The following is a 14,001-nucleotide window of genomic DNA, read 5'->3' on the forward strand; positions in this document are numbered from 1 at the left end:
TTACAGAGGATATAAAAAACCGGGAGCACTACGGCACAAGAAGAATTAATCTACCGCTGCTTCCTTCCGGATCTGACGGGGTTCGAAAAACCTTCTTTGCATAGGTCCCGGTACGGAGAGAGAGGGATTCGAACCCTCGGTACCCTTTCGGGCACACACGACTTCCAATCGTGTACCTTCGACCACTCGGACATCTCTCCAAAGTGTTGAAAGCACCTGAAAGTATTGAAATTTTCAAGGTGTTTCGTAAAACGCATAAAGAAAGACAATGCTTGAACGCGCGGCTCCGTTAAAAAACGGAGAGAGGGGGATTCGAACCCCCGGTACCTTGCGGTACAACGGTTTTCGAGACCGCCCGATTCGACCGCTCTCGCATCTCTCCAGTAGCATGAGACTAGGCGGGCTCGAACCGCCGACCTTCAGATCCGCAATCTGACGCTCTAATCCAACTGAGCTATAATCTCAAAAATAAAAAAAACGATGAGACTAGGCGGGCTCGAACCGCCGACCTTCAGATCCGCAATCTGACGCTCTAATCCAACTGAGCTATAATCTCAAACACAAAAAAACCGATGAGACTAGGCGGGCTCGAACCGCCGACCTTCAGATCCGCAATCTGACGCTCTGATCCAACTGAGCTATAATCTCAAATATCCCCGATATGCTTTGTCCATTACTGCATTCTAGCCATTTAATGTACAATAATACCCGGTTTTATCTTACGGAGCAGGGGGGATTCGAACCCCCGGTACCCGGATGGGTACAACTCCTTAGCAGGGAGCCCGATTCGGCCACTCTCGCACCGCTCCAAAGTTATTGCCTATCTAAGTTATCGGTTTTATATATGCACGTATAAAGGAACGTGCCGCCTTTTATTTTACGGAGCAGGGGGGATTCGAACCCCCGGTACCTCGCAGCACAACGGTTTTCAAGACCGCCGCCTTAAACCACTCGGCCACCGCTCCATAAGCGGTTTGTATATTAGCCTAGAATAATGGCGAATGTCAAGACTATCGCTCAAACCGTATCGATTTTTCTCTTAATAGTGCATATAAAAAAATTTGTAATTTTTTTTATTTTTTTTTGCAAAAATACCGTAAATTTCCAGCCATTTTTAAATGAATGCTTTATATAACAGGTACTACAAGATCAAAAGAGACCGGAACCGCGGCGAGCGGCAACGCGGTACTCTTATTTTAGGAGGCTATTATGCACAATTTGAATTCGTTGATCATTGAGGGAAATGTAGTTCGTGATCCCGTTGTAAGAGCAACACCTAAAGGGACACCGCTCTGTATGTTTTCCATTGCTTCGAACCGTTTTTTTAAGCAGGAAGATCAAACGACACAGGAAACTTCGTTTTTTGATGTGGAAACATGGGCACGTTTAGCGGAACTCTGCGGAGAAAATTGCACAAAAGGCCGCGGCGTACGAGTTGTCGGACGTTTAAAGCAAGACCGCTGGGTAGGTACCGACGGCAAACACTACAGCAAGATTAAAGTGGTAGCCGAACATATCGAGTTTAAGCCCTTGTTCAAAAACGGGAAACAACCTGCCGATGCGTTAGACGATATGCGTGAGGAGACCGTCCCGGAAAAAGAGGCCGTACCTGCCTTTTAAGAAAAATGCCGGCGGTTCCGAATATGGAAACGCCGGTAAACAGTACGGGGATACCCAAAAACCTCAAAACTTGGACATCCCCTCTCCCCTGTTATAGGACAAACGCCTTGCGATAATTATGCAGGACTCCGCTCGATGTACCTGTTCGGATTTCCGCTGTTGTATGAACTACACACTGCACAGAAAAGCGGCAGCTCTACAAAGAGCGCTGATAAATCCAGCCAAATAAACAACTTACAGATGAATGCTTGTTTTTTTTTTCGTCAGATGTATACTCTTTTTAAGACGAGACTCGACTATTAGGAGGCATGCAATGAAAAAAATAATAGGACTCTTTTTATGTATTCTAATTGGTGCAGTAAATAGTTTTGCTGCGGAAATTATTTTTTCACCCGGTATCGGATTTTCATCGTATACAGTGCGAAGTTATGAAGTTATAATAAGCGGAGGCACTCTTAATACTTCAGATAAAGCGGCAACATATACTATTTTTGCTCCCGCTGTAGGGCTTGATATGCATTTTACTCATGAAAACAGCGGCTTTACCTTCAGTCTTATTAATAACGCAGCGCTCCCTGTCGGCATATATAAAAGCGGCGGCTTCGGTGCCGAGTCAATGAAAGTCCACGGTTTTATATGGGACGGCCAAATGCTGTTCGGTTATACGTATGGAATTAAACAGCCTTTCAGTATTCATGCCGGTATTGGCCCCGGTCTTGCGCTGGGAAGATTTTGGACGCGCTTAAATGGGCAAGGTTTGGAAAATTTTTATCATGCGTGGACACCAATAGCATTACATATCGGTTTCCAATATATTTTTACAGAGCACATCGGTATTAATATAGGACTGCATGATATGATAAGTTTTTCAGGACTTTTGCGTAGTATGGAAAAATCAAATATCGCTGACGACAATAATAAAGTCGGATCAACATTCGGCTTCGGTAATGTTTTTACGTTACGGATAGCTGCAGCTTTTAGATTGTAATTTGGCTGTCTGTTATCGCTGTAGTAATCTACAACGGTCTTTATGTCTTATATAACTTTTATACAGACTTTGCCGCTGCTATGCGCAGCGGCAAAGATTATAAATGAAGGTTAAGCGGCTATTGTACCGCTTTGCTTTTTAAATCAACAACCCCGACGCAAGCGTCGGGGTATTAAACCCTCCGCACGAATAAAATTTCCGTATTTAGAAAGCTTGTTTTTATTTGCTACGCTGGTTTTTGATTTGTTCGATCGCGTAATCCATCGCTTGATTAAAGAAGTCTTGCGGCGGTTCTTTGATAAACCCGCTATCCATCAGCTGCTGTGTCAGCGCTCTGCTTTCTGCAATTTCGGCCTTAGCTCGTTTAAATGCTTCATCCCATGTAATAGTGATACGGGCAAGACCTTCTTTTATCGCCTGCATTGCGACATCGGCCGCTTCGACGGCAAAGACATCCTCATCATTCATCTTTACGACGATGTTTTCAGGATCGATGCCTTTTTTCTCCGAATAGTCGGCAATGGAGTGCGCACAGCGGATAGCCATACCGTCGGAAATCTTCCGTGCACGAACCAACAACGCACCTTTCAAGATGCCGGGGAAGCAGACGGAGTTATTGATTTGGTTCGGGAAGTCTCCGCGCCCGGTACCGGTGATAAAGGCGCCGGCAGCTTTGGCATCGTGCGGCCAAATTTCGGGGACGGGATTTGCGCAGGTAAACACGATGGGTTTATCGCCCATAGAGGCAATTTGCTCTTTGGTTACCGTGTTGGGGCCCGGTTTGGACAGAGCGATCAGCACGTCGGCGCCTTTTAGCGCTTCGTTAAAGTCGTTTATCCGCTTGGGGTTTGTCGCTTGGCACAGCTCCCACTTGCGGTAATAGCGTGCATCGGCTTTGATGTCTTCCCTGCCTGCATGGAGCGCACCCTTGGAGTCGCAAATAATCATCTTTGCGGGATCTCCGCCGTCCTGCAGGATGAGGCGTGCAATCGTCGTGTTGGAAGCCCCGGCACCGAGTAACACGATGCGGCAGTCTCCGATTTTTTTACCTGCCAATTTCAGCGCATTGAGCAACCCTGCAAGCGTAATACATGCCGTTCCTTGAGCGTCGTCATGCCAAACAGGAATGTCGCATTCTTCCCGCAGCGTATCCAGAACTTTAAAGCAGTCCGGCTGCTGAATATCTTCCAGATTAACTGCGCCGACGCTCGGTTCCAGCATCTTCACAAAGTCGATAATCTTATCGGGGCAATGTTTACCGGCAGGGAAGTTGTATTTCTTTTCTTCATTCGGCTTGACGTAGGAATCGATACAGATGGGATACGCGTCGACACCGCCTAAGTACTTCATCAGCATACATTTTCCTTCCATAACGCCGAGACCGCCGGAAGGAGAACAATCTCCGTCCCCCAGTACGCGAGTGGAATCGCTGACAACGGCTACGAGGTTTCCCCGATTGGAAAGCATAAAGGAGCTGTCGTGATTATCACGGATTCCGGTAGAAACGGCGGATACGCCCGGCGTATACCAAACGTTAAACCAGTTAAACCCATAGATCCCGCATTTTGGGACGGTTTGCAGTTTTCCGCCATAAAACTCGTGTGTTAACAGCGAAAGCTTTTTTAAAAAAAGTGTTTTTGCCGCCGCTTTTTCATTTTCCGTAAAGTCGGAAGGGAAGTGTTCCGTAATAGATTGTAAATCTTTATTGATAGTTTTCATATGATAAGTGTAGCATGCTTACCCTCTCCCTGCAAGCTATCCTTTTGAAAATATACGGCATATCTACTTCGTTGCTGCGCACAAATTAATCCTCAACGTATCAAAGATACGCCTGCGGTTAATTTGTGCTCGCGCCTCGTATCTATACCGTATATTTTCAAAAGGCTTACGGTAAAAGGCTTTTCAAAGCGGACAGGGATGTCCGTGGTTGTAAGCAGTAGCGAGATTTGTGTTATACACAAATCTCGTCGTGGAACAGCGTACATGGATGTATGCTGTTCCACATGCCTGCGTGTGTTTTTTTCATTGCACACGATACATAAAGCTGTCGTAAAATTCTAGATAAAAATATGTTTTTTAGCAAATGGAAAGGTATGCATCGTAAAGTCGGCGGGCGCTTGATTCGAGCGCAGACTGTTCATCCGCGGGTAGTTCGCCTTCGATAATCCTGTCAACACCGTTTCTGCCGACAATACAGGGAACGCTTAAGCAGGCGTCATGCAGACCGAATTCGCCGTTCAAGGCTGTAGAAACGGAAAGAATACTGCGCTCATTTCGCAGAATGGCGCCGGCAATTCTGGTAAGTGCCAAACCGACGGCAAAATAGGTTGAACCTTTGTAGTCGATGATATGATAGGCGGAATGGCGTACTTCGTCTAAGATTTTTTCTTTATCGAAGTGAATACCCGAACTACAAACTCCGTGGCCGCAGTATTCGTCGATGCGCCGTCCGGCTATGGTGGTCATCGACCATGCGGCAAATTCGCTGTCGCCGTGCTCGCCGAGGATGTATCCGTGTATATTACGGGCATCGACGCCGCATTCTTTGCTGAGTACGTAGCGGAAACGAGCGGTATCCAAGACGGTGCCGGAACCGATAACCCTTCCGCGATCCCAACCGCTTGCTTCGAGCGCCACCTTGGTAAGAATATCGACAGGGTTACTGACAAGCAGCATAACACCTTTACAGCCGCTTGCGGCGATTTCTTTGGCAATGGTTTTAATGATGGTGGCATTACGCTTAAGAAGATCTATTCTCGTTTCTCCCGGCTGCTGTTTTGCTCCGGCGGTTATTACGATGATATCGCTGTCGGTGTAATCGTTCTGCCCGCCGGCATGAATATCGACTTGTGGCAAAAACGGTAAGCCGTGGACAAGATCCATTGCCTGTCCTTCCGCAAAGTTTTTATTCATATCGGTTATTGCAATCTCATCGGCAAAACCGCTTTGAGCTAACGCATAGGCAAATGTAGCCCCGACAGAGCCCGCACCGACAATCGTTACTTTTCGTTTCTTTTGATCCATAACGTCTCTCCTTATAAAAAATTAAAGTATTGCTTACTCTTCAAAAAAGTATAAGCGCTTCCATGTATCAATGATTATATACTTTTGGGAGGAGAAATTATAGAGAGCCTGATTGTAATTAGATCCGGTTCGGTCTATTAGTGGAAAATATAATATACCTTCCTCAAGTCTTTGTCTGCTTGCCGCGCAGATATTAACCGTATTCTGTCTTTCTTTTCAGTAAAAAAGACCAACACTATCAATATTCCGCTCAAATTGCCGATTCCGTAATATCTATCTTATTTGAAATGGCTGTTAGGTTTTATACATTCTTGCACATTAGTAATCATTGACTATTCCAGATAGAAGCCTATGAATGTACTCAGCGCAGTGATTAAGTCTAACAAATTTAAAATAGGTGAATTATTTCAATATTTCCCCAATTTCGTGCTAAATATTCCGCTAATAATCTTCTATGACACTGGTCGGGACGATCTTCACTACAAAGTAATACACCGTTGATGATCTCGTCTTTTTTTATGATATTCAGTATATTCCTTTGTTCAATAATTCTTAAATACTCAACTTCATAATCTGCCCAGGTAATTTCTTTCTTTTGATAATTACGTAACAAGTCTTTTGTAGGAGCTAATAATGGTTTATAAATATATTGCCAATTTAAGAGCTTTTCTAAAAAAAATTCCAGATCATTTGATTTTGTAAATCCTGCCAATTGAGAGGCATTATTAAGTCTGATATCAATAAGTTTATTTGCTGTCGATTGACCTAATAATGAAAAAAAATTTTGTGCACTTTTTTTTGAAAATCCGATTGTATAAATTTTATCTTTCAATCTCTACCTCACTGCTATGTAAACTGTAGGCAACTTTATGTTCAAGTATTTTATATAATTGAACAAGCGGATCATCATTGCCGCCAAATAATTCTGCCTCAATTGAATATTGTTTAAGCAGCTGCTGCTCTATATCTTTAGTCGTCATTAGAGTGCCGTCATATAAAATATGATTTGCATAAACACCGATTCTCTCTGAAATACCTTTGGCAACAAGGCTAAATCTATGGCAGTCGGCAGGTTCTTTTTCCGTGCACATAAGAGCAATACGATATCCTTCTTGTAGTCCTTTTCTAATTCTTTCTACCCCATTAATAAATATGGGAAGCTGCTTTACTTTATCAAAGCTGACAGTATCGTTTGTGTAAACACAGTTTTCTTTACGCCTAGCACCGAATTCCTTACTAAAAGATGAATAATAGATACGATTGTGACTTGTCGCTCTTTGTAAATTCTCTTTATTGAATTGAGCCGTATGCTTGCTATAGGGAGTAGATCGGACGTCAATGACGACATTAACTTCGTGTTTTTTGAGAATATCAATGAAAGATTCGATAGTATGAATCGAACACCCTATTGTATAGAGCCTACCTCCGCTGTTTATTGCACTCATAACCATCAAAAGATTCCTGCTACAATTTTAGAGCATTCTTCTCTCTTCTCATAATATCATAGAACGCTCTACATCTTCAATCTATTCGGATGCGGTACAACCGCCAAACCGGCACGTCCTACCCCGCTGCCAAAACCTTACTAAAGGAGCAGATCGCACCTAGTCTATAGCCCTAACAGCATCCGTGCCATAAACACAGAGAGCATCCAAAAACTAACGTTTTTAGATGCTCTCATAAATTTCAGCTATGTAACTATACAGCACTACACCGTATTCTAATCCATCTACACAAGCTTACCACAGTCTGCGGGTTTATGCTCTACTCCCACTTCAAGGTATAGGTTACGCCAACATGTCCTTTCACATATGTCGGTACCTCAAGTTCAATCCAATACCGGATAGTAAAATCCTTTGTTTCACCGCTGTGCCCGCCGAGATTTTATTAACCACAAAGGCCCCAGAGACCTATCTGCATCTACTTCCACCCTATCGTGTAAATAACCTTTATGGTTCCCTTTGAGCGAGTTTCATCATGGTTATCTACCGTATAAGTAATTACAAAATCTTTTTCTTCGCCGTCGGCAAGGGTAAAGTTTTCGTCGTAGGTAATCGTTACGCCCTTATAGGAAATTTTTCGGTTAGGATTCGGCTTTGTGCCTGCAAATTCGGTCGGCAACGGAATATCGTCTGAGCGTTTTATATTAACATTGGCCTTATCTACCGTCCACATTCCCGTAGTTTCATTGTATACCAAAGGAAAAATACTGTTGTCGTCGATGGCTTGAAGAGGATATACATTCCCACCTCCCCATGTCGTCCATTCCGCCCACCAATAATCGTGTCGATTTGCTTTAATCAGGTAATTGGAAAGAGATATCTTTAAGTCAGAAAACGAAGAAAATTCGGTTGTCAACCAAGCGGCATCTGCGGATTTTTCGGCTCCTACTTTGATAAAATCTTCCGACTTAACCTTTATCCATTTCCCACTATTGTTTTCAATGGGAAACATGTAACTCCACGATTCTGTAATATTACTTCCACCGGTTACCTGAACCGCATTCTTACGAGAAAGATGAACCCCATCAATATATTTATGCTTGAAGTGATCACCGTCTGCCGTACTCCACGACTGTAAATCTACATTCTGTATTTTAGGTGTTACGGTAAGGCGCATTATTTTCGCAAAATCAACATTAACCGTTATAGGTCCGGATACAGCAATAGTCGCTTCCATTGGTTCTTTCTGCGGCACAGCAGTTTGAGGCGTCGCTCCCTTCCAGTCCTTAACACAGAAACCGGGTTTCGGCGTAGCAGTAAAGGTAACGTTTTGATCTTCCCGAACCTTTGTACCACTCTCAATAAATTCTCCGTTGACTTTTGCCGTAACGGTACCTTTATTTTCGTCATTGGAAGTAAAGACAACGGGATACAGCCGTTTAAATACCGCTTTTACCGAAACTTTATTCAGCACCTTCACTTGTACGGTATCGTTTTCGCCAGCAGCGGAGGCGCCTTCCCAGCCATCCCAATGGTCGAGGTAATATCCATCGCGAGCGGTTGCTTTAAAAGTGACGTTTTTATACTTTTCCACTTCAGTACCGCTTTCCGCAAGAGATTGCCCATCCGCGGTGGCGGTAATAACGCCTCCTTCTACAGGAACGCACTCATAATTTACCGCAAAGCGTTTCAGTGCAAAATCAACGGTTACAAACATATTTTCCTTAATCGTTACAGTTTTAGGGGTTTCTTTTCCGGAAATACTACCGACCCAACCGCTAAATGTATAATCGTCAGTCGGAGTTGCAGTGAAGGTCACAACGCTGCCTTTTTCCACCTCAGTACCGTTTTTGCTGCATTCCAAAGGAGAACCGTTCATTTCTACTTTGAGCGTTCCTTTCTGCTCTTCATTATAAAAACAGAAGAGCTTGACTTTCGGCGCAGGCGGCGCGAGTATCGACTTAAATTTGACACCAAGCGTTATATCCTGCGTTACGGTTACATCGGCAATAAGCGGATTATCTGTACGAGGTTTAGCATTTATCCAGCTTGAAACAGTAAAGTCGGCAGCAGGGGTTGCTGTTAATGTCAGCATCGAACCGCGCTCGACTTCTGCGCCGTCTTCTATCGACTGTCCGCCCATCATAACGCTTAAAGAGCCGCCCGTTTTAGGCTTCTTGATATGAATAACCGCCATGCCTTTCTTCACTATAACCTTTACGGCTCTACTGGTTACCGATGTCGATTTACCGTTTTTTGAATTGGTATTGGTAATTTTGCAGTAGTAATACACCTCTTTTGCCGTATCGGTTGGGAAAAAATATGCGGATTCCGTTTCTCCTTTTCCTCCCGAAGCAGGCGTACCGCCTTCAGCCAATCCTGAAGTAGTCGTATACCACTGATAACTTAACTGTTCACCTTCCGGCACTGCATTCGGAATTGCCTGCACGAACCACCCCTTTGCCCCTTGTATGACCTCACGCGGTTCGGGTTCTTTCTTAACGGTTACGGCGGCCGCTGTGTATTCGGGATTCTCTATCCATTTTTGTACCGGTTTTCCTTTTATTTTATCACGGTAGGGGGAATACCCGGGCTTACCCGGATCCCGCTGTGCAGGTTTATCGTATGCGGAATTTTTTTGCGCGGTATAATTATTTTTAGAAATATTCCTTTTAATCCACTCATACATAACGACTGTGCCGTCTGCTTCTACATAACCGACGGGATCGCTCATATAAAACGGTTCGCCAAACTGTTTGTGCTCTCCTTCGGTAGGCTGTGCATAATCTCGCCATTTAGAAGGTACCCCTTGCCAGTTTATATCTCGAGGATCGCTGTAATAAAAGAGAAACTTGGAATACCGGTCTACACAAAACATAGAATTGTCCAGTGATGCAAGCCCTCCACCTGCAGAGCCTGTGAACCGATAAAAGTAAAAGCGTTCGTCACGAGGATCGGCGTCAGGTTGATAGCCGCCATGTTCCTTCCACCGATCTTTTCGTGTCTTATAACGGTAAAAATCAACATTTTTTGTTTTTTTTATACCGGAACCAAAATCTGGACCTCTATAGCATTCCGGAGAGCCTGACCATGTACCGTTTTTAAACGTATAGCTTGCAACATTGGTGCCATTATCAAACGAACTAATATAGACAACCCAGTCGTCGAATTTAGAAGCGGAAAACCCGTTAGAGTTGCTTTTATAATGATCAAACGGATCAATGAGCTGTTCGGTTGTCGTTAAAATCCATTTAAAATGCCCTTCTGCATCCTTAGGATTTGAACCGGGTTTGTTCGGGTTAAAGGGCGGAATTGGCGTTGAGCCGGCATCCGGTTTATTGTCATTATCCTCATCATTCGATGAACCGCCGCCACCTATGTCATCATCATCATCGCCGGAACCGCCCGGATTAGACGGATCGCCGGGTGTCCCCGGATCGTCGTCGGGCTTCTTTTCCCGTGTAACTTTTACTATTTTTATCAACTGTCCGGCAGGATCAGTAAGAGTAAGCTCTATCGCGAGATAGACAGGTGTTCCGTCTTTAGGCAACGGAACGGAATTTCCCGTTAAAAGTCGTATACGATAAGTAGTGTCGGCAATAGGCGTTTTAGTCTCGTCATTCGTTACAAGGCTTACGGCAATATCGCTTTGTTTTATCTCCTTTACCGTATGGGGTAGCGTGAGCGCATAACTGCCGTTGGCGGAAGCAGCAGCTTTATCCTGTATTTTTATCTCTTGTACCAGCACCTGTTCATTTAGGGGTTTCACCTGAGCTGCTTCTCTTGTAACTATAACGGTGGTCTGTAATGCCTTATACGGTTCAGGCGGGGTAATCGTCAGCAGAACTGCTGCGGGCACATCAGGGGCAAGCTGTACTGTCCCTCCGCTTACCGTAACCATACTGCCGGATATCGCATTTTCTTTTTTCTCATCGGCAAAAAGAGACACTGAGACATGCTCTTTTGTAATAGCTTCAATCTCATTCGGGACGGAGACTATATAATTACCGGATACGGCAAAATCGGGGGCAGGACTAGCCTCAATACCGTAAATTTTAAGGCGCTCTAAATAGGCCGTACTTTTAGGAAGCCTTTTTACTTTTAAAGTTTTCTCTATTACTGTATATCCGGTTCTCGAAGGTTTAATACGCAGTAGAACGGGGCTATACATATCTGCTACCAACGGCACCGAATCACCCGCAATTTCAAGCGTAATCGAAGATTCCGGAAACTCTTTTTCCAGTTTAGGATCGGAAAACAGTTTTACCTTTATTTGGGCGATACTGATATCAGTTAAAGTATTTGGAACCGATACGGTATAGTCAGGCGAATCATTAAAGCTTTTTGCAGAATCATTAGCCTTTACTTGAGCGCCAGCTACCGTTATCTCCCCCACATACAGCGGAATAGCGTCTTCAGAAACTGCTCGCGGATACCATTGGGTACCGATCGACGGATTACACGATAAAATCATCATCATAAAATATATGATCAAAAATGCATTCAAACTAAAAACATGCTTTCTACTACTCATAGTACCCTCCTCAAAAATCCTTCTAATAATAAACTTATATACCTATACTTTAAAAGCCAATCCGATGTGTACACCAAAATCGAACGAATTCATATAAAATGAATTAATAGGTTTATCGAAATCCACTGAAGGATTGTTATATTTCGCAGCATTTACCAACTTCTGTGGCATTGTTATATATTTCGGCTTATATATGGTATAGGCTAAGAAGCCGCCCAATATAATTTCCATATTGGAAAGAAAGGGCTGATTGTACTCAATGAACCCCTTAAATGTAAAACCGATAGGGTTGATCTTTTTCATTAGCTCCTGGGGAATAAGGAGTGTTCCCGTTTCATTGGAAAAGTCCACTTTTCCACCTGTTGTGTTTTTCAGCTCTTTTACTTCTTCCGGGCTGAGGTTTGTGTACAATTCATAGATAGGCTGCGGATCAAGCGGCATTCTGATGCCAGTATTCAACCCTAATGATAGACGGTTGCGCAAAAAATATGAACGCACTCCTGTCGTAAAGGTCAACACCGGCGTCATGTGTATACGACAGAACACATCTATCTTTTTCCCTTTACCGCCATTTAACGCACCATTATACTGTCCGGATATCTGCCCGGAAAAACCTTGCCCAAGTCCAAGTGCAAAGCTCCAGCCCAGGCCGCCAAATATGCTGTTATCTTGCATACGAAAGTATCGTATCGAATCAAAAATATAGGTTAAATCGGCTTCTCCGGTGGTAACATACCCCAGTGAACCACGCATACCATCGCCGCCTAAGTAAGCCATATCCTCTGGGCTGATTCTCGGTCTTGTCAGTGAACCTGTTAAATTCGCCTTTAGCCCCAGCGTGAAGCCGGAATCGAACGCATATAAATGAATAGCAATGGCGGTCAATAATACCACCGCACCTGCTTTTTTATGTAAATGCATAGGTTTCTCCTCATTTTAGATACCACCGGGCATCACTCCGTGTTATTTAAAAAATACTCATTTTATGCTATCGGCAAAATATATAGTTTGTCAAGACATCAATCCGCTAGCAAATCACCCGATTTATGGCGACGGTAGAAAAACTTGGTTACAGCGTTTCAATCCCATCGTCTTTACGCTTATAACCTCTTTTTGATATAGTGTCTATAATGAGACAACGTATCGGCTTTTTATACCTAAAGACAGGCGGCGGACATATTTCCGGTGCGAACGCCTTAGTAGCGCGCTTAAAGGAAAAATATCCGGATAATGCCGAATATATACCGCAAAACGGCTTTAATAGCACTAATTTGGTTGCACGTATTTTTTTTGAAAAAGGGTATCTTGCAACTTCAAACTACTTTGAACTCGGTTATGTCGCATTCTATCAATTAACGAAGTCGAAAACCGTTTTAACATTTTGTAAATGGCTGTTGCGCCCTTTTCTTGTAAAAAATTTGATAACGTTTCTTAAAACCGAAAAAATTACAAAACTGGTTTGCCTGCACGAAATACTTATCCCGCTTGCACGGATTGCCATTAATAGAGTAAACCCTAGCATCCCGCTTATTTCCATTGTGATGGATCCGTTCACCGCGCATCCGTTGTGGTTTTATGAAAAAGATACCGAGCTTATCGTCTTTTCACGGAAGTTGCAAAGAGAAGCAATCTCGTACTACGGCTTTAAACCGGAACAAGTACATCAATTTCCTATTATGCTTTCGCGGAATTTTGACCGGCGGTATACGCTCGACGAAAAAATTGCCGCTAAAAAAAAACACGGCATCCCGCTTGATAAAAAAATCGTGATGGTTGTCGGCGGCGGAGAAGGGTTAAAAGCGACGCTTGCTATTGTCAACGCTTTTATCTTTCAGCGCTGCCCAGCTCATTTAATTGTTATTTGCGGTAAAAATAAAGTGTTAAAAACGCAGCTGGAAATCCTGCTTAAAACCACGCGCATCGCTAATATTCAGGTGTTCGGGTTTGTCTCCTGTATGCCCGATCTAATCAATGTGTCCGATTGCGTTATCACCAAAGGCGGGCCTGCTACCGTTATGGAAACACTGTCTGCCGGTAAGCCGTTAATCCTTGCAAGCTACGTGCGTGGACAGGAACTCGGTAATATGCTCTATGTTGTTAACAACAACCTCGGTTGGTATATTCCTCAACCGCGAAAGATAATAAAAAAAGTAAAAGAAATAATAGCCGATGATTCACTACTGGCTTCTATAGAAAAGAAAATCGATATGATGCATATCCAAAACGGTCTGGAACCCATTGCCGATTTTATCTATCAATTTCAAGAGTCACGGAACACGGAAGAGGAATAGTAACTCATAACGCAAATTAAATCTAAGGAAAACCTCTCAAAACTGATTCGCAGTCCGCGTTAGCAGATACGATGATTATTCCTTACAGAACAAGCCGATAGG

At 43.6% G+C, this 14,001-nt stretch carries 9 protein-coding genes, 7 tRNA genes, 1 other RNA gene and 1 pseudogene; 3 read left to right on the forward strand and 15 right to left on the reverse strand.

The features are described 5' to 3' along the window. Positions 1-14: 14 nt before the first annotated feature. The 8 genes from ffs to E4N69_RS01340 form a co-directional block, all read right to left on the reverse strand. Positions 15-113: signal recognition particle sRNA small type (gene ffs, locus E4N69_RS01305), an RNA gene on the reverse strand. Beyond that, positions 114-200: transfer RNA gene (locus tag E4N69_RS01310), tRNA-Ser, on the reverse strand. A gap of 97 nt (positions 201-297) precedes the next feature. After that, positions 298-382, reverse strand: a tRNA-Ser gene (locus E4N69_RS01315). A gap of 7 nt (positions 383-389) precedes the next feature. Continuing rightward, positions 390-464 (reverse strand) — tRNA-Arg (locus E4N69_RS01320). 17 nt (positions 465-481) lie between these two features. Further along, positions 482-556: transfer RNA gene (locus E4N69_RS01325), tRNA-Arg, on the reverse strand. Between the two features lie 17 nt (positions 557-573). Continuing rightward, positions 574-648: transfer RNA gene (locus E4N69_RS01330), tRNA-Arg, on the reverse strand. Positions 649-722: 74 nt separating this feature from the next. Next, positions 723-809 (reverse strand) — tRNA-Ser (locus E4N69_RS01335). A 71-nt stretch (positions 810-880) separates the two neighbouring features. Next, a tRNA-Ser gene (locus E4N69_RS01340) sits at positions 881-965 on the reverse strand. 244 nt (positions 966-1,209) lie between these two features. Between E4N69_RS01340 and E4N69_RS01345 the strand changes: the two genes are divergently transcribed. Together E4N69_RS01345 and E4N69_RS01350 are read left to right on the forward strand one after the other, a co-directional pair. Beyond that, on the forward strand, positions 1,210-1,620 hold the full coding sequence (locus E4N69_RS01345) for a single-stranded DNA-binding protein (protein WP_253824247.1): 411 nt from the start codon (positions 1,210-1,212) through the stop codon (positions 1,618-1,620). 313 nt (positions 1,621-1,933) lie between these two features. Continuing rightward, positions 1,934-2,608 carry a DUF2715 domain-containing protein gene (locus E4N69_RS01350; protein ID WP_253824248.1) on the forward strand — a complete coding sequence of 225 codons (675 nt, stop codon included), beginning with the start codon at positions 1,934-1,936 and terminating at the stop codon, positions 2,606-2,608. Between the two features lie 219 nt (positions 2,609-2,827). Here E4N69_RS01350 and E4N69_RS01355 read toward each other — a convergent pair whose 3' ends face one another. The 7 genes and pseudogenes from E4N69_RS01355 to E4N69_RS01380 all read right to left on the reverse strand — a co-directional run bounded on the left by E4N69_RS01355 (position 2,828) and on the right by E4N69_RS01380 (position 12,529). Beyond that, positions 2,828-4,327, reverse strand: coding sequence for an NAD(P)-dependent malic enzyme (locus E4N69_RS01355; RefSeq protein ID WP_162662120.1), 1,500 nt, complete (start codon positions 4,325-4,327; stop codon positions 2,828-2,830). A gap of 357 nt (positions 4,328-4,684) precedes the next feature. After that, positions 4,685-5,632, reverse strand: coding sequence for an L-lactate dehydrogenase (locus tag E4N69_RS01360; RefSeq protein ID WP_162662121.1), 948 nt, complete (start codon positions 5,630-5,632; stop codon positions 4,685-4,687). Positions 5,633-5,769: 137 nt separating this feature from the next. Next, a pseudogene (locus tag E4N69_RS12760) lies at positions 5,770-5,910 on the reverse strand (BrnT family toxin); the annotation flags it as partial. A 110-nt stretch (positions 5,911-6,020) separates the two neighbouring features. Then, the gene (locus E4N69_RS01365) at positions 6,021-6,464 is read right to left on the reverse strand and encodes a DUF488 domain-containing protein (RefSeq protein WP_253824249.1); all 444 of its coding nucleotides are present in this window, start codon (positions 6,462-6,464) and stop codon (positions 6,021-6,023) included. Next, positions 6,454-7,077: a DUF488 domain-containing protein gene (locus tag E4N69_RS01370; RefSeq protein WP_253824250.1), complete on the reverse strand. Its 624-nt coding sequence runs from the start codon at positions 7,075-7,077 to the stop codon at positions 6,454-6,456. The genes E4N69_RS01365 and E4N69_RS01370 overlap by 11 nt, the downstream gene beginning before the upstream one ends. 475 nt (positions 7,078-7,552) lie before the next feature. Then, a complete protein-coding gene (locus E4N69_RS01375) occupies positions 7,553-11,608 on the reverse strand; it encodes an InlB B-repeat-containing protein (protein ID WP_253824251.1) in 4,056 nt (1,351 codons plus the stop codon). Between the two features lie 42 nt (positions 11,609-11,650). Further along, a complete protein-coding gene (locus E4N69_RS01380; RefSeq protein ID WP_253824252.1) occupies positions 11,651-12,529 on the reverse strand; it encodes a hypothetical protein in 879 nt (292 codons plus the stop codon). Between the two features lie 209 nt (positions 12,530-12,738). Between E4N69_RS01380 and E4N69_RS01385 the strand changes: the two genes are divergently transcribed. Continuing rightward, positions 12,739-13,899, forward strand: coding sequence for a glycosyltransferase (locus tag E4N69_RS01385; RefSeq protein ID WP_253824253.1), 1,161 nt, complete (start codon positions 12,739-12,741; stop codon positions 13,897-13,899). Positions 13,900-14,001: the final 102 nt, after the last annotated feature.

This window comes from Treponema sp. OMZ 906 (assembly GCF_024181185.1).
Classification (GTDB): domain Bacteria; phylum Spirochaetota; class Spirochaetia; order Treponematales; family Treponemataceae; genus Treponema.